A 17192-nucleotide genomic window follows, 5' to 3' on the forward strand; every position below is an offset into this window, starting at 1 on the left:
GATTCGCCTGCTTGGCGGTTCTCTTCCTGCATCTCAGTGAAGTGTTGGCTGGATGGACCCTGTGATAGGAAATTGCCTGATAAAGGGATCTTTTCGGCCATAAACGAAATAGGCCAGCAGCCTCTCGTAAATCTCTGCATTCTCTCGCGGATTACAGTGCCACATCGCTTGTTCCAGCACGTCGCCGATCGCTGCCGGTCGCTGACTTCTTGCCGAAATCGAAGAGAAAAATTGTTTGGCGATCGTGTGGAACAGGTTGAGTTGCGAATTGTTTTTCAGCTTGCCGGTCTCGTCCAGATCCTCGAAATAACCCTGGACCATATCGAGACGATGCGCCTCTCCCTGAATGTAGGCTATCATCACCTGCGCAATGACAACACGTTCATTCGCCCAGTGCGGAAATACTGCGCTTTCTTCCGGCAAGGCACCGCTGACGACATAGATGGTCCGCATATCCGGTCCGAGGACAATCGTCTTCATCTCGTAGCTGTCGACGATCTGGTGTGCCATTTTCATCGATCTACCTAGTTATCTGCGGTAACCTATAGCCGCCGTCTGACAGCGACCTGAATCACGGGCGGGCTGGTCCGACCGGCAAACAAGAGCTCTGGTAAGCTGCTTCGGCCACATGGCGATGAAGCTGTTGTAGCGTTCGGTAAAAGGACGGCTATGGCTCCAGTTGCGGGAACGATCGTCAATGAAGAGAAGCGCCGGCATCCTGATGTATAGAAGGACACAAAGCGACCTGCTGGTATTGCTCGTTCACCCCGGCGGTCCCTTCTGGAGCAAAAAGGACGAAGGCGCCTGGTCCATTCCAAAAGGCGAATATCCGGAGGACGAAGCAGCCGAAACGGCCGCCCGACGCGAATTCGCCGAGGAAATGGGCCGTCTCCCCGAAGGCAAGTTGCAGCCGCTGGGAGACCTGCGTCAGAAAGGCGGAAAACGCGTGACCGCTTTCGCCCTCGAAGGCGAATTCGACGTGGCCACCCTGAGCAGCAATCTGTTCGAAATCGAATGGTCACCTGGCAGCGGACGCCTTCAGTCGTTTCCCGAAGTCGATCGTGCCGAATGGTTCACTCTTTCCGATGCCCGCCGGAAGATCCTCGGCAGCCAACTACCCTTCCTGGAACGCCTGGAAGCGCTCAGCCTTCCGACGGCACAAGACTCCGCAGGCTGAAGGTTCGAGCACCTCATCGCAACCGCAACATCCGAGGCCGAACCAACATGAGCCGAAGAAGCAAAGGCAACGACATATGCAGTTGCCTTTGCCGTCATTTTCCTGAGACAGCTCAGTCGTTGAGCGGCTTCAGCGAATTCATGATGCCCTGCACCGCTTCGTCATGCTTGTCCTGAGTTTCCTTCGATCCCCAATAGGTGACGATCAGAAGCTTGTGCTCAGACGGCTGAAGCAGGCCGAGTTCGACATCGACCGGGCCGTCCTTGTCTTTGCCATCCCATTCGAGATGCGCCATCTTCATGCCGTTGAGCACGGAGTCCGGAAATTCATGCTTGGACTTGGCGTCGATGTCGACACCGTTTTTCGACAGGAAATCAATGACGTCGTCGAGGGTCTTATCAATCGTCTTGTCGCTGGCGATATCGATCGAGAAATAGATCGCGGAGTCCGGAGACGTTGCGTCGACGCCGGTTTCCGTCTCTTTAGGGCCCCAGGTATGCGGAATCGAAACCTCGGCGATCGGTTCGTCGCTCGGGAACTGTATGGTTTCGGCGTGAGCAAGAAGCGGAAAAGCTGCTGCGAATGCCGCGGCGATGAGAAGCGTTTTTTTCACGGAGAGGTCCTGTCAGCGTCGGTTGTATGCTGTTTTGTCAGCGGCAAGCGTGAGACTCACGTTGCTAGGGCAAAACTATCGGCAAGCCATTACGAACACGAGACAAAGTTGGATCGCCCCAAGGCTCAAAATTGGGTTGTTTTCCGATAGCGAGTGTCCTCCTTCCCGCGGACCTTCGCCAACCAGCGCGCATTGCCATAGGAATTTCGCTGATATAATAACTTGAGTTTATAACGAAGGATTTTAGAGCAAGGTGGAGCTGGCGGCTCGGATGACGTTTCAGCCAAGGATGCAAAACAAGATCGGCGGCTTCTCCGTCATTGGCGGCGTTCATCGGCGCCGATGGAACGGGATCGTTGCCGACGTCTGGAACGTCAATTGTGCGGCCCGCGCAGGTGGCTACTACATCGCCGAAGATCCACGGCTCTTCATCCTGCTCGATCAACGCGGCTCCGGCACGAGCAGCGTCAAGCTCTCGCCGCGCGTCCAAAACCGGCGGCAGGAGTTTGAGCGTGAAAGGATTTCCTACATTCCCGCGGGGATGGAACTCTGGGCCGATCTCGACGGAATCGATTTCGTCCGCCATCTCGATATTCATTTCGATGCCGAGGTTATCGGCCAGCGGCTGATGGAGGATCTGGACCCGGCCCGTCTCGACAGTCCGCGCCTGCATTTTTCCGATCCGCAGCTAATGGCAATCGCAGAATTGATCGCCGCCGAATGCGAGAATCCGGAGCCGCTACATGATCTTTACGGCGATGGCCTGACGCTTTCGCTGCTGATCAATGTGTTGCAGCTTCGAGGATCACAGCCGCGCAGGCGCAGCGAACTCGCCTCCTGGCAATTGCGCCGAGCCGTCGACTACATTGAGGAAAATTGCCTCCGCAACATCCGCCTGGAAGAGCTGGCGTCGCTGACCGGCCTGTCTCAATCGCATTTCAGCCACGCCTTTAAGGCATCGACCGGCCTGCCGCCTCACCAATGGCAGACCAAGGCACGGCTCGAACGGGCCAAACAATTGCTGCTGAAGGGCGATACGCCGCTCACCAATGTCGCCGTCGAAACCGGCTTTGCCGATCAGGCGCATTTCACCCGCGTTTTCCGCAAGAATTTCGGCACGACCCCGGCAAGCTGGAAACGCAGCCAGATTGTCTAAAAGCCACACTCTGCGGGCAATTGCCGGCATTGTGGAGAATTGCCCAAAAACGTTCAATTTCCCGCATTCGAGACAAGCCGCCGCGCTTAAGATGAGTTAATTGCTCATCTTATTGTGAAGGAAGACACCTGGCTTGGATGCCGGGTGCCGCGAAGTTGGGGCTGGCTACGGAAATGCAGGAATTGACTGGTGTATCGATGAAACGGGTTTTGGCCGCAGGTATTGCCGTTGCGGCAATGGCGCTTGGCACGCAGGCCGCCGCGCAGGAAAACCCGACGGAGCTGAAACCGCTGGTCGTCCAATCCGGTCAGGAAAACAGCGAAGCGAGCGGCACTGCCCCTGTCAAAGGCTATGTCGCCACCAAAACGACCACCGGCTCGAAAACCGATATGCCCATCACCGAGGTGCCGCAATCGGTCTCCGTTGTCGGCCGGCAGGAAATGAACGATCGTGGCGTCACCAACAAGGTCGATGAGGCGCTGCGTTACACGCCTGGCGTGACGACGCAGCCCTTCGGCAATGACGGCGATACAGACTGGTTTTATATCCGCGGCTTCGACGCCACTCAGACGGGCGTTTTCCTGAACGGGTTGACTCTCTACAGCTATGGGTTCGGCGGCTTCCAGATCGATCCCTTCATGCTTGAACGCGTCGAGGTGTTGAAGGGGCCGGCTTCAGTGATCTATGGCGCCGCCAATCCGGGCGGCATCGTCAACATGGTACGCAAGGAGCCGACCGACGATCCCTATTATTATACCGAGATTGGCATCAACAATATCGGCAACGCCTTCCTGGGCTTCGACTTTTCCGACAAGCTCTCGGCCGATGGCGTCTATCGCTACCGCCTGACCGGCAAGATCGCGGGCGGCGATACCTATAGCGACTATACCCACGACAAACGTGGCTTCATCATGCCGCAGCTCACCATTTCGCCCGATGAATCCACCAAGCTCACCGTCTATGGCATGGTCAGCGGCCTTGATGAGGTTCACAGCGGCAACGGCTTCTTTCCCTATGTCGGCACGGTGGTCGACGCGCCTTTCGGCAAGATCGATCGCAAGGCCTTCTATGGCGAGCCGGATATCGACAACCTGAAATACGCCCAGCAGATGCTCGGTTACGAGGTCTCGCACGAATTCGATGGCGGTTGGGCCGTGTCGCAGAACGCACGCTACGGCCATCTCTACAAACGCGAGGAAGGCCCATATCTGAATGGTTACGAGAACGGCAATCCGCTCGATCCATCCTATGACGATCCGGACTTCCTGCTCGACCGCATCGGCTTCTACGAGCGGTCGAAGGTCGATACCTTTTCGGTCGATACCCGCGCACAGAACGAGTTCGATACCGGCGCGGTCAGCCATAACTTCATGATCGGCTCGGACTACTCGATCTATCGGCTGGATCAAATCCAAGCCTGCTGCGGCTCCAATCCGATCAGCGCCACCAATCCGGTCTACGGCACACCGCAAGGCGCCAATTTCGTCTATCTCGATCAGGTGCTGACGCAACAGCAGCTCGGCATCTACACTCAGGATCAGATGCGCTTTGGCGGCGGCTGGCTCGTCACGCTCAACGGCCGCTATGATTTTGTCGACACCAATTCCGATGCCACCGTCGGCACCACTTATAGTTCCAACGATAAGGCGGCGAGCGGCCGGGCGGGTCTCGCCTATGAATTCGCCAACGGCATCACGCCCTATATCAGCGCCGGCACCTTCTTCAATCCGAAAGTCGGCACCAGCGTCACCGGCGGCGGCCTCGTACCCGAAGAAGGCGCGCAATATGAAGCCGGCGTCAAATATGAGCCCGAATTCATCGATGGTCTGTTCACGGCGTCCATCTTCCAGATCGACCGCAAGAATATGGCGTTGACCGATCCGGTGACTTTCCTGCAGCGGCAGATCGGCGAAGTACGCTCCCGCGGCGTCGAATTCGAAGGCAAGGTCAACCTCGACGATAATTGGAAACTGCTCGGCTCCTATTCCTACACCGACCTCGAAATCACCAAGGACATCGATTCCTCCGTCATCGGCAATTCGCCCTATCTCGTGCCGAATTCCACGGCGTCGCTGTGGCTCGATTACGCCTTCACCAGCGACACGCTTGACGGCCTCAGCATCGGAGCGGGCATGCGTTATCAAGGCAAGTCCTGGGCGGACGAGGCAAACACGCTGCGTGTGCCATCGGCGACACTTTTCGATTTAGGCATCCGCTACGAAAAGAAGGGCTGGGGCGCCTCGCTCAACGTCGCCAACCTGTTCGACAAGGAATACGTCTCGGGTTGCGCCGGCGAGAATGTCTGCGGCTATGGCGACGCGCGGACCATCACTTTCAAGCTCAGCAAGAAATGGTGACGTTGGATGTGCGACAGAGGAAAGAGGATTGTCGAATAGCAATCCTCTTTCCTCGCTTTAAAGGCAAGGTGCCTTTCCATTCGCATGTACGCGAACGATATCTCTCACTTTGAGGCAGCCTTCGCGGCCTCCTCGATCAGCCTTGCAACCTCATTCGGCTTCGACATAAACGCGACGTGGCTCGCCTTGACTTCATAGGTCTTGCTTCCGGCGCGTTTCGCCATGCTGCGCTCGAGCTCCGGATTGATCGATCGGTCTTCGGTTGCAACAAGCGCGAAGCTCGGCTTCTTTTTCCAAGCCGGCTCACCCGCCTCAGCACCGAATAGCTTCTGAGAGGCAAAGACCTGCGAGCGGGCGATAAAGTCGGCTTCAGCTTGCGGCAGATCGGCGGCGAATGCCTCGTGCACCGCTGCGGGATCCAAATAGAGGAAACCGTCCGCCGTTGCCCTGATGCTGTCCTTCCTCATGTTCTCGACAGGCTTGCTCTGAGCGAGCGTCGCCAGGCTTTCACCCTTGTCAGGTTCGAATGCCGCCACGTAGACGAGAGAAGCGACATTGTCGGCGTTTCCGGCATCGCTGATGACCATGCCGCCATAGCTGTGGCCGACCAAGACGCTCGGACCATCTTGCAAATCGAGGACACGTTTGGTCGCGGCAACATCGTCAGCAAGCGACGTGAGCGGCTCCTGCACGATCGTAACCTTGTAGCCGTCCTTCGCCAGGATATTGGACACGGCGCGCCAGCCGGAACCATCGGCAAAGGCGCCGTGAACGATGACGATGTTCTTCACTTCGGCAGCGGTGGCAATGGACCACGGCGCTGTTGTCGTTACCGCGAGAGCCACAGCCGCCCGGAACAGAATGTGCTTGATCATAAGGAAACCCCTTTGTCAGATAGATTGCGCGATATTGATTACGACGCAATCTATCTGCCGTGCCTCGCCGTATGTCCAGGCGCGTCTGCCGGGAACAGGCAGCCAATTTGTCCGCCAATGTGTACGGCGGGCTTCCTCATACATTGACTTACAAATTTCCCGGCAATGGACCTTATGGGCCCCCTTTGCCGTTGCGATTGCGGCAAACCGATCGTAAGGAAGCACGCGCAGCTCCGGCGTTGAACGGCGCTTCAACCTGTGAGCTTGGGCCGGAGGCGATATGAGACGATGAAATCCCATACCCTTGCCGTATTGGTCATTGACGAGAACCGCATTCGCGCATCGATCATCGAAGCGGGATTGCGCGAGGCCGGGTATGGGAACGTTACGATCGTCCATGACATCAACGGCATTGCCCGCAGGATCAGCGAGATCAATCCGGATGTGATCGTCATCGATCTGGAAAATCCCAATCGAGACATGCTCGAAAACATGTTCCAGCTCTCCCGCGCCGTGAAGCGGCCGATCGCCATGTTCGTCGACAGATCGGACGAAGCCTCGATCGAGGCGGCCGTCGATGCCGGCGTTTCCGCCTATATCGTCGACGGGTTGAAGCAGGAGCGCGTGCGGCCGATCCTGAAGATGGCCATCAGCCGCTTCAACGCCTTCGCGCGCCTCAACCGCGAACTGGAAGAGACCCGGGGCGAGCTGGAAAACCGCAAGGTGATCGACCGCGCCAAGGGCCTGCTGATGAAATCGCGGGGCATTTCGGAAGAGGAGGCCTATGCGCTGATGCGCAAGACGGCCATGAACCAGAACCGCAAGATCATCGACATCGCGCAAAGTCTGGTAACCGCGATCGGCCTGCTCGATCCAGGAGAAAATGCATGATGGAGAAACACCAGATTGTCGCCGGGTTCCTGCCCCTTCTCGACAGCGCCCTGCTCGTCATTGCCAAGGAAAAGGGTTTCGCCGAGGCCGAGGCGATCGATCTTCAGCTCGTGCGGGAGGTCTCCTGGGCCAATATTCGCGACCGGCTCGCGGTCAGCCGCTACAATGTGGCGCACATGCTCGCCCCGATGCCGATTGCCTGCAATCTCGGACTGACCCCATTGGCTCCCCGGATGATCGTGCCGATGGCGCTCGGTCTCGGCGGAAATGCCGTGACGGTATCGTCAGCGCTTTGGGACCAAATGGCTGCCGCCGGCGCGACGGATGACCTCGATGCCGGCCGCAACGGCAAGGCCCTGCATGAGGTCGTCCTTGCCCGCGCCGAACGTCCGTTGCGTTTCGCCGTCGTCCATCCCCATTCCGGGCACAATTACGAACTGCGCTATTGGCTCGCGGCATGCGATATAAATCCCGATCGCGACGTGGAGATCATCATCCTGCCGCCACCGGAGATGGCCGATGCGCTCGGCGCGGGCCAGATCGACGGATATTGCGTCGGCGAACCGTGGAATACGGCCGGTGTCCTTAGCGGCAAAGGCCATATGGCAACGGTCAAAGCTGCCATTTGGAAGTCCAGCCCGGAAAAGGTGCTCGGCGCCAATGCCGGCTGGGCGGACGATCACCCAGAGGCGATGGCCGCTCTCCTGCGAGCCTTGTACCGCTCGGCTGTCTGGTGCTCCGATCCGCAAAACCGGGAAAGCCTGGCGTCAGTCCTTTCGAACCCGGCCTATATCGGCCGCCCCATCGATTGGCTGCTCCCTGCCCTTTCAGGCGATCTGCAGGTCGGGGGCGGGCGGATTACGAGCATCAAGGACTTCTTTGTTCCCCGTGCCAAGGCTGCCACCTTCCCGTGGAAAAGCCATGCGCTCTGGTTCTATACGCAAATGGTGCGCTGGGGACAGGTGGCTCACGACGAACACAACGAGACCATCGCCCGGAACACCTACAGGCCAGACATATACCGCTCGGCGCTGCAGGCGCTTGGTGTGCCCTTGCCAGGCGCCAGCGCCAAGGTCGAAGGCGCTCTTCGCGTGGAAACGCCGGTTGGCTCCACCGACGCCAGCCTGACGCTCGGTCCCGATGGCTTCTTCGATGGCGGCCTGTTCGATCCCGACAAGATCGATGCATATATCGATGCGCAGCGGCAGCCGAGGGCGGCTGGTTAGCCCACTCGATATGAGCGCCAAGCAGCAGCTTTCGGGCTAAGGAGGCCCGAGGCTCAAACCTTTGCCAGGTTCGAATTCAGATGATCGGCCAGCCTTATCGCAAAGGCCAGGATCATCAATGTGGGGTTTGCGTGGCCGCTGGTCGGGAACACCGATCCGCCGGCAACATAAAGGTTAGATACGCCGTGGACCCTGCAATTCTCGTCGACGACGCCCGTCTTCGCGTCGGCCGACATGCGCGTCGTGCCAAGCGTATGCGCCATGTCGATGATGACGATGTCTTCTGGCCGCCGCTCGCGCGCCCAATCTTCCAGTATAGGAGCAGGCAGGCCGGCGCTCGTCAGCGCTTTGCGAGAGAGCTCGGCGATCCTGAGCAGCGTTTGACGTTCGGCATCGTTGATCCGCCAGGCGACTTTGGCCAATGGCACACCAAAGCGGTCCTTCCGCGAACTGAGACTGATCCTGCTCTCCGGATTCGGAATCTGTTCGGAGATCGCTTCGATCCTCAGACCGACCAGCTTATGGGGCACGCCCTGGTTCTGGAATTCATTGGCAACCAAATTCGGGGACATCCTGATTGCGCTGTTGACCACAATATCCTTGAGAGCCTTGGGCGTGCGACTGTCGGAAAGGACCCTTATTCCGAGTCCCTTGACGATAAGCCCGGAGCCTGCGGCAACCGAACGTAGATCGCGGCCGACATCTGGGCTGTGTCGGCGCAGCAGCCGCTTCAACGCATCCCATGGGTCGTCGGGCGCGCGCTCAGTGGCGAAATAGACAGCGGCGTTCAGCAGCTCCTCGCGCTCCTGTATTTCCGGCGTCAGCGCCAAGCCATGCATGAACATGTGCGCGCGGCCATGGTGATGAATACCGAAGAAGCCGAAGAGCTTGGTGAGCATAGCCATTTGATCGGTTGGGATTGCACCGATGCGAGCGCCCGGATGATCCATGAGATATCGCCCGACGACATCGTGTTGATTGCCGATTCCATTAAAATGCACGTCGTTGGATACGAGCAGCAGCCTGGCATTTTCAATCCCGCTCGCGGCCAGCACGCACATGCCGGCCTCGATGCGTGCGCGCTTGCCGTCCATGCTGGCGACCTCGAGGTCTGAAAAGCGTGATCCGTCCGGGCTCAGGCCGACATGCGTCACGGTCGCATCCAGAACAACATCAATATTATCCAGCCGTTGCGCCATGAACTCACTGCCGAAGCGCATGACGTCGAGCCGGTCTACGCGCGAGCGGGCAAACTGCCAATAAAAGGAATGAAGTCCCTCCTGGTCAAAGCGGCCCGGTGGTTCCTGGGGGCTGAGATTCAGCACCTCCATTGCACGCAGGATATAAGGATCGATTTGCTCGCGATCGACCGGCCAGCCGGAATGGGGCACCCAGGAGCGAGCCTTGAAGTCGATACCACTAAAAGGTGCAGATTTTCCCGCCCAGGCATGCGTCGATCCACCCAGCGCGCGGCAGCGAACCCCAAAGGGCTGAACCTCCTGAGACCAGAACCTGGCCTGCGGGCTGTGAAATTCGATCCGCTTGCGGCACTGCGCTTCCGATTGGGGCTGGCCGACGCTCTCGACTTCGTTGAGTGCGGAATGCTCCGAGTTTTCGAGTTCAAGCCCGCTTTCGACGATGAGTACTTTTCTGCCCGCCTTCGCACATTGGGCTGCGATTGTAAGCCCCGTGGGGCCGCCGCCTACAATTACGAGGTCCGCTGTAATAATCGAATTGTCGTCATAGTTGGACAGTTGCTCGATTTTCATCAAGGTCGGCTTTCTTTACTGCAAACAGGTAATCCGACATCAAAACGATCAGACCCGCCTTCTGCGAAATTTCGATCGATACGCAAGAAAGTGAAGGCCCCGATGCCTATATATTATGATGCGTCGGGGCCTCGCGTGGAAGATCATCTTGCGCGCCGAGATTGAAAAACTTCACAATCAGAAGCTGGCCTCCTTGACCACCCGCCAATTGGGAAGACCATAGGGTTTTGGCCAAGGATAAAGTTCCTTGTCGTTGAAGTAGACAACGGCTGTCAGGTTCGGAAATTCCGGATATCGCTTGGCAGCGTTCGCAGCCCAGTTGCTGACATAGGTAGCGTCGCCTTCATAACCGAGCTCAGCGACGGCGACAGGCTTCTTGAAGCCCTGGACCAGCCTGTATTTGGGCGTGAGCAATTGGGCAAACGTCCGGTCTGCACCGAAATGATCCTTGTCATACTGCTGCAAGCCGAACACCGAAAGACCGATGACATCGACAACGTCATCGCCGGGATAGAACTTGACGAGGCTCGGCTCGCCTTTAGGCGACCACATATATTTCGCCGATTTATCGTGCTTGCGGCAGACATTCACCATTCGCCGATAGGCGGCTATGTAGCTGCTGGGTTGCCAATGGGACCAGATGAACTGGTTGTCGGTTTCGTCCATCTCCTGCGCCCAGCGAATGGTCACATCGCTCTTCAGCGTGGCTGCAGTGTCGCAGACAGCAGCCATGTTGCGATCATACTTGCCGGCCAGAATGCCCTGGAGCAGCTCTTCGGAAGTCGATCGCCGATCGACTGCCCAAGACCACGGTTCCACGGTAATCAACAGCTTCCGCCCCCGTTTCTGGGCGTAGTCATCGGCAAGCGAGAGCGTTGCCAGATCGACATCTTCCCAAGGAAGGAAAAGATGTTCGATCTTCGAGTTCGGGTCGTCCCTGAAATCACCGTGAGGATCATATGCACCGAAGGTTACCGAGTCCGGACCGATCTTCGGCCGCTTATCGGTAATCTGCCTTGCATGAGTCCCTTCGCCGGCCGGGATTCCGCGGGGGATGCTTGCCGCAAAGATTGTCCCAGTCGTCGCCAAGGTTGCAAATAAGGCGACCATAGCTGCTTTGGTTTTCCTGTTGCTCATTGGGTTTTCCTCCTGTCAACATCAGCAACTCTGCCTGCTATTCTTCCGTGATCTTCAAGATCTCGGATTTGATGCTTCTTCTTGCGGAAGCTCTTTATTCGACGTGTCGGCTAACCAATGTGGCTTGAATGTCAGCTTTTGGAGGTCCTGCCTTCCAAAGCCGGCGCCGGCCACCGCATATTGCGTTTCATAGAGCCTCAGGCGGCCGGTGCCCCACGTCAGAGATGCCAGTCCTTCCGTTCCGCGCTCAATGGTGGCGAATCCGGGAGCTGCGATGAGGCAAAGAAGGCTCATAGCCATTGCCGGCCGATACGTTCTTGCGCGAATTCTGACGACATTCTCCCGAGCGTGCTGGATGACGATGATCAGCAGCAAAAGGGTGTAGAGCACGGAGTTGATAATCGCGAAGATGTAGAAACCCCGCGTTTCACCAGCCCGGTCGACAAGCAGAACCGGCAGCACGGAAGCAAGCGACAGAAAAGCGTAGGGCAATAGAACGCGCCAGGGCAGCGGATCCACTTCAGACGCACCTTTGGGCGTGATGCGGAAGTCGACATAGGAGTCGGTCATCCAGTCCCGAACGGCAGCGATCGTTCCAGCCACCGCCCAGGGCCAACGGGCGAAGAGGAAAAATACCCCCTCCCAGCTCAAGATCTTGGCATCGAACGGCCGGAATGAGCCGCTGGCTCGCCACCGATAGGCCAGCAGCATCAACGTGATGGAGAGCGGCGCGCAGTGGGCGAAAAATTCGGGATAGGTGACTGCAACAAAGTTCTGATGGAAGGCAAGCGCCAGAATTGGCATGACGAACATCAGGCACATGAACAGTGCAAAGAGCGGATACCACAACTGCGAAAACAGAAACTGGCATTTCAATCTCAGCGGCAGGCGCGCAACATAGGTCGGCGAATACCGCAGCAGCAACATGACAAGGCTGCGTGACCACTGAAATTCCTGGGTGACGAGATCGGCAAAGGTGCGGGGGCCGTCACCATGCGCAATAGCATCGAGGGCATGCACGCCACGCCAGCCATAAGCGTTCATCATCAGCGTTGTCGAATGATCTTCCGCAAGTTCCGGCCCCAGCCCTCCAATTTCCTTGAGGGCGACAGTGCGCACGGCATAGTGCGATCCGATGCAAAGGGGAGCGAGCCCGTCATTATAGCCGGCCTGGAGGGAGCCATGCATGCTCGCTTCTGCATAAAGCCGCCCGCGTGCAGCCCAGCTTTCCGATGCGTTACGATCGCAAATGCTGGGCGCCGAGACATAACCGACCTTAGGATCGGCAAACGGGCGCAGCATCTCGACGAGATAACTAGGTTCCGGAACATGATCGGCGTCGAGCTGCACGACGAAATCATAGCGATCATAGCCGAAGTGATCATAGAAGAAGGCGAGATTGCCCTCCTTGCATCGCGTACGGCGCGGCCAACTGGTCCGGTGATAGTCGGGCCTGTTCTTTCGCGTTGAAACGAGAACGCCATGCTGCCGGCACCAGTTCAGCGTCTCCGGAGTCGGATCTTCGTCCGCGAGCCATGTATCATGCGCAAAGGATTGGTCGAGCATCGCCTGCAAGGTCGTCGCCACGACAGAGAAAGGCTCGGACGGAGCTTTGGTCACGACCATGGCGACGCGGCTGCCGGCGGGAAGCCGCAACGGTCCGTTCGGCTTCTGCGCGCGATAGAATATCGCAATGAAGTAGGCCGGCAGAAGGGTCACCCAGGCCAGTATGGCAGTCACCATAGTGAAGCGCCAAAAGCCGATATAGTGCTCCGGCTTCAGCCACCAGGCCCAGAAATAGATGAGCAAGCCTACCCAGATTGCAGCTCCGGCCAGATATTCCAGCCGATCGCGACCTTGAAGAACCCGGATTTGCAGCGGTTCGGCCGTTTCTTTAGCCTTCGTGTCGGTCGTGTTCCTCATGCCCGTGACTCCAGGCCGAAGAAGGGAGCGGCGGTCTTGATGATGGTGTCGATGTCGGAATATGCGGGCGAGAAGCCAAGCGCCTCGCGCGCGAAGGTCGGGTCGGTATAAAGAGCGGGCGGATCTCCAGCGCGTCTTGCATGCATCTCGAGCGGGACGTCGCGTTTGGTGATACGGCCGATGGCTCTCACAATCTCGTTGATGGACGAACCGCAGCCGGTTCCGAGATTGACCGAAAGGTTGCCGCCGCCGTTGACGAGGTGCTCGAGTGCCAGAACATGGGCACGCGCCAAATCCGTGACGTGAATGTAGTCACGAACGCAGGTTCCATCCTCGGTGTCATAGTCGTCGCCGAAGACGGCGAGATGGGGGATTGCCCCGCCGGCCGCGAGCAATGCTCTCGGAATGAGATGCGTCTCCGGCTCATGCCATTCGCCGAGTTCTCCGTCCGGATCGGCGCCGCAGGCATTGAAGTATCGCAGCGCGACATATTTCAGATCATAGGCTGCCGCGTAGTCCCTCAGGATCTGCTCAGCAATGAGTTTCGTCCGTCCATATGGATTGATCGGCAGTTGCGGCGTCTTCTCGGTTATGGGAAGCGACTCCGGAACGCCATAGGTTGCGCAGCTCGACGAGAAAATGACCTTATCGATTCCGGCATGACGGCAGGCGTCCAGAAGGGATAGCGTGCCGCCGACATTGTTCCGATAGTATTTCGCGGGGTCTTCGACGGACTCTCCGACATAGGCGGATGCGGCAAAATGCACGACCGCATCCGGTTTGTATTGCAGAAGGGTCCGTGCCAGGCTGCTGGTATCAAGGATATCGCCATGCACGAACGGTCCCCAACGGACGGAGGAACGATGCCCCGTAACCAGATTGTCGAAGACGATCGGCTCGATATCTTGGGAACGGAGCAGCTTGGCCGTGTGGCTGCCGATATATCCAGCGCCGCCGGCTACCAGAACTTTTCGCTGTGCCATCACGCAGTCCCCACCCATTCATGTGCTTCTTCGGTCAGGAGACGGTCGAAATAGCAGATCGTCTTTTCCAAGCCAGTTGATAGCGGCACCAGCGGCTGCCAACCCAGCTTCTGCTGGGCAAGGCTTATGTCGGGACGGCGCTGGCGTGGGTCGTCTTTGGGCAATGGCTTGCAAATCATCTTCGACCGGGAGCCGGTGAGCCTGATCACCTGTTCGGCGAGTTCCAGGATGGTGAATTCACCCGGATTTCCGAGGTTGACGGGCCCGGTGAATGACGGGTCGGTGGCCATCAATTGCTGAAAGCCCTCGATGAGATCATCGACGAAGCAAAATGACCGCGTCTGCGAGCCATCGCCATAGATGGTGATGTCCTGGCCCTTCAGCGCCTGCACGACGAAGTTCGAGACGACACGGCCGTCGTCGGGGCGCATGTGGGGGCCGTAAGTATTAAAGATCCGCGCAATCTTGATTTCCACGTCGTATCTTTGATGAAAATCGAAGAACAACGTCTCGGCGCTGCGCTTACCCTCGTCGTAGCAGGACCGAGGGCCAAACGGGTTCACATTGCCCCAATAATTCTCGACCTGCGGGTGCACGAGCGGGTCGCCATAGACTTCGGAGGTGGATGCCTGGAAAATGCGGGCGCCGGTACGTCCGGCCAATTCCAGCAAGTTGAGTGCACCGAAGACAGACGTCTTCATCGTGTGGATCGGATCGGCCTGGTAGTGAGGCGGCGATGCCGGGCAGGCAAGGTTGTAGATTTCATCGACCTCGATGTCGATCGGATCGATGACGTCATGCCTGATGACGCTGAAGCGGTCGAAGTTGCGGAGATGGCGGATATTGCGCTCAAGTCCGGTTGAAAAATTATCAACGCAAATGATGCTGTGCCCCAATTTAAGGAGACGCTCACAAAGATGCGACCCAAGAAAGCCCGCGCCACCGGCTACAAGAATGTGCCGAGGTTGCTGTTTTGAATGGAGAACACGTATGTCACCGAGAATGGTATTAATGTCGGAGCGATCAGTTGTTGGACGCATTACTTTCATCTTCCTGACCCCATAATTTGCCTATTCTTTGCCTAAGTAAAAACACTGGAAATGTGCTTTCGAGTTAGATCAAAGCGTTGTACATCGGCGTTGTTGTTGCTGTTTTTATACTTAAGGAGTCATTAACTGTCGTTAGCTGCGCATCCTGAAATTTGCCGCAGCGTCCATATTTGCAAACGCTCATACAACCGGCCGTAATTTTCGGGACAGACACCGGATCGCAGTGACCTGTTTGGGGGAGGTCTGGTCAGATCGAAGATGGATGCGCTCGGTTAAGCCGCCGTCGCGGCATTGGGGCGTAACCCCAGCCAGACACCGGCCGCAACTGCGCTTCTATTTAATGTCCGAGGGAATTCAGCCAGTCGCCGAATGGGTTTGCGCCATCCTTCGTGTCCGCGGGTGAAACCGCGCGTGCAAGAAAGGGCGGAGCGGCGACATTTCGGGCCTCGCGAGGAGTATAACCAAATTCCTTGCTGAACGCCCGGCTGAAGTGGGCCGCAGAGGTGAACCCGGTTTCTGTGGCGATCTCCACGATCTGCTGCCGATTGACGGTGTTGCTGAGCGCGACATGCGCCGCAAAAAGGCGACGCTTTTGTATATAATGGAGAACGCCGCCGCTCGACTCGAACAACTGGTAGAGTCGGGTGCGCGAAATGCCAAGCTCCCGGCATAGCGCATCCGGCGTGAGATCTTGCGAACTCAGATTGCGCTGAACAAAACGGCGGACGCGCTCCATCAGAGCCAAATTACTCTGCTGCTTCTCGGGCCCGGAATGGTCCGCCGATGACGAAATGCATGTCACCAGCATATCGTGCATTGTTTGGACGACGCGGGGCAGGTCCGCCGCAGTCATGCTGGATAGCTTCGCCTCGACGCTGTCGAGATAATCGATCAGCAGCTTCGCGTAGGTGTCGGAGAATATCGTATTGCTCTTGATCTCGTTGAACGCGGGCATGTCCAGAAACAATTCCCGGGGCAGGTAGACGGAGAGGCTTTGCGCGTCAGTAGCCCTTCCCCGGAACGGATGGCCCAACGACCGCAGCTCTACTCGCCCGGGCGCGCCCTTCGACACGTTTCCATCAACCTCTGTCCAGCTTTGGCCGGCGCGCAACAAGACGATATGCCAATGGTCGATTGAATTCGATCGCAGCTTTGTCACCGAACGCGAATAGGAATGTGCCGGCACCGATTGCTGGACGACCAGCATGCCGCCAAGATTCCAGGCTGTGTGATCGGCAGGAAAGCCAGCTTCCTCCGACACACCTTCCGGTAGCCTGATATCGATCAGAGACGCCAAATACGTCTGCCAGGCCGCGAATTGATCGCCCTGCGGCAAATCGTGCGTGGAGAACCGCAGGGGTTCCAGGGCCGGCGGCAAAGGCGGATTTGTTTCTTGAATAGTATCCGACGTCCGAGGCCAACGCCGGCGCTCGACTTGGAATGTAGGGTGCGTGCTCGCCTGCCCGTCTTTTTGTCCTTCAACGGGAGCCTGCGACGAATGCCCTTTCTGAGGTGAGTCAGGCAATATTTCCTCACAACTTTCGGGAGGCCATTTGTACCACTCTAAGTGTCTATCAGCAAATGATTTAAAACCAAATCGTTAATGATGAATGACGCATATATCTATTCAATCTGACGGGGAAACTAAAATGCCCTTTTGAGCCCGAAATTTTCGCGCCAATGCCGTTCCGTCTTCTTTCAGAATCATCAACCACATCAGAATAGCCAGATCGTTGACCTGCGGCCATCGCCTTCCGTCGCAAACTCCAAGCTCAATTCAAGAACCTCGCTTTCTCTGAAGATCTCGGCATGCAGCTCATCGCGATCGGCCCAGAGATGGTTATCCGCAACAGGGCCCTCGTTTGGAGAACTGCTCTCCCTTCCCATCCACGCTTGGATGCGGCGTAGCCGCGACATCCGCCGCCGCGAAGGAATCGGCAGCTTGCAAGATCAACCGCAAGCTGCTCAAATCGACGAACAGGCGGCCGGAATCTCCATTTTTACAAAGCCGCTCTGCCGTAGTTCATTCGCCGACA

Annotated in this window: 14 protein-coding genes; 5 read left to right on the plus strand and 9 right to left on the minus strand. The window is 57.5% G+C overall.

Translation table 11 applies throughout. The annotated features are described in order from the left end of the window. Window positions 1–33: 33 nt before the first annotated feature. Window positions 34–516, minus strand: coding sequence for a hypothetical protein (locus QA648_RS26565; RefSeq protein ID WP_260304152.1), 483 nt, complete (start codon window positions 514–516; stop codon window positions 34–36). Window positions 517–697: 181 nt separating this feature from the next. Between QA648_RS26565 and QA648_RS26570 the strand changes: the two genes are divergently transcribed. Then, on the plus strand, window positions 698–1177 hold the full coding sequence (locus tag QA648_RS26570) for an NUDIX domain-containing protein (protein ID WP_283051674.1): 480 nt from the start codon (window positions 698–700) through the stop codon (window positions 1175–1177). A 112-nt stretch (window positions 1178–1289) separates the two neighbouring features. Here QA648_RS26570 and QA648_RS26575 read toward each other — a convergent pair whose 3' ends face one another. Further along, window positions 1290–1790: a histidine kinase gene (locus QA648_RS26575; RefSeq protein ID WP_260304154.1), complete on the minus strand. Its 501-nt coding sequence runs from the start codon at window positions 1788–1790 to the stop codon at window positions 1290–1292. A gap of 271 nt (window positions 1791–2061) precedes the next feature. On the opposite strand from QA648_RS26575, the gene QA648_RS26580 reads away from it, so the two are divergent. Both QA648_RS26580 and QA648_RS26585 read left to right on the plus strand, forming a co-directional pair. Continuing rightward, window positions 2062–2946, plus strand: a complete 885-nt coding sequence (locus tag QA648_RS26580; RefSeq protein ID WP_283051676.1) for an AraC family transcriptional regulator — start codon at window positions 2062–2064, stop codon at window positions 2944–2946. A gap of 173 nt (window positions 2947–3119) precedes the next feature. Beyond that, the gene (locus QA648_RS26585) at window positions 3120–5303 is read left to right on the plus strand and encodes a TonB-dependent siderophore receptor (protein ID WP_283051678.1); all 2184 of its coding nucleotides are present in this window, start codon (window positions 3120–3122) and stop codon (window positions 5301–5303) included. A gap of 104 nt (window positions 5304–5407) precedes the next feature. Here QA648_RS26585 and QA648_RS26590 read toward each other — a convergent pair whose 3' ends face one another. Then, window positions 5408–6178 (minus strand): alpha/beta hydrolase, encoded by a 771-nt coding sequence (locus tag QA648_RS26590; protein ID WP_283051680.1) that lies wholly within the window; start codon window positions 6176–6178, stop codon window positions 5408–5410. A gap of 288 nt (window positions 6179–6466) precedes the next feature. On the opposite strand from QA648_RS26590, the gene QA648_RS26595 reads away from it, so the two are divergent. Together QA648_RS26595 and QA648_RS26600 are read left to right on the plus strand one after the other, a co-directional pair. Then, a complete protein-coding gene (locus tag QA648_RS26595; protein WP_283051682.1) occupies window positions 6467–7069 on the plus strand; it encodes an ANTAR domain-containing response regulator in 603 nt (200 codons plus the stop codon). Continuing rightward, complete coding sequence (locus QA648_RS26600) at window positions 7066–8295, plus strand: CmpA/NrtA family ABC transporter substrate-binding protein (RefSeq protein WP_283051683.1); 1230 nt, start codon at window positions 7066–7068, stop codon at window positions 8293–8295. Before QA648_RS26595 ends, QA648_RS26600 begins: the two co-directional genes overlap by 4 nt. 53 nt (window positions 8296–8348) lie before the next feature. Here the strand turns inward: QA648_RS26600 and QA648_RS26605 are convergent, their stop codons facing one another. The 6 genes from QA648_RS26605 to QA648_RS26630 all read right to left on the minus strand — a co-directional run bounded on the left by QA648_RS26605 (window position 8349) and on the right by QA648_RS26630 (window position 16681). Beyond that, complete coding sequence (locus QA648_RS26605) at window positions 8349–10064, minus strand: GMC family oxidoreductase (protein ID WP_283051684.1); 1716 nt, start codon at window positions 10062–10064, stop codon at window positions 8349–8351. 177 nt (window positions 10065–10241) lie between these two features. After that, window positions 10242–11201 carry a glycosyl hydrolase gene (locus QA648_RS26610; RefSeq protein ID WP_283051686.1) on the minus strand — a complete coding sequence of 320 codons (960 nt, stop codon included), beginning with the start codon at window positions 11199–11201 and terminating at the stop codon, window positions 10242–10244. Between the two features lie 54 nt (window positions 11202–11255). Continuing rightward, a complete protein-coding gene (locus QA648_RS26615; RefSeq protein WP_283051687.1) occupies window positions 11256–13124 on the minus strand; it encodes a glycosyltransferase family 2 protein in 1869 nt (622 codons plus the stop codon). Beyond that, on the minus strand, window positions 13121–14107 hold the full coding sequence (gene galE, locus QA648_RS26620; RefSeq protein WP_283051689.1) for a UDP-glucose 4-epimerase GalE: 987 nt from the start codon (window positions 14105–14107) through the stop codon (window positions 13121–13123). The genes QA648_RS26615 and galE overlap by 4 nt, the downstream gene beginning before the upstream one ends. Then, window positions 14107–15147, minus strand: coding sequence for a UDP-glucuronic acid decarboxylase family protein (locus QA648_RS26625; protein WP_283051691.1), 1041 nt, complete (start codon window positions 15145–15147; stop codon window positions 14107–14109). The genes galE and QA648_RS26625 overlap by 1 nt, the downstream gene beginning before the upstream one ends. 346 nt (window positions 15148–15493) lie before the next feature. Beyond that, window positions 15494–16681, minus strand: a complete 1188-nt coding sequence (locus QA648_RS26630) for a helix-turn-helix domain-containing protein (RefSeq protein WP_349254303.1) — start codon at window positions 16679–16681, stop codon at window positions 15494–15496. Window positions 16682–17192: the final 511 nt, after the last annotated feature.

This window comes from Rhizobium sp. CB3171, from assembly GCF_029714265.1.
Taxonomy (GTDB): Bacteria; Pseudomonadota; Alphaproteobacteria; order Rhizobiales; family Rhizobiaceae; genus Rhizobium.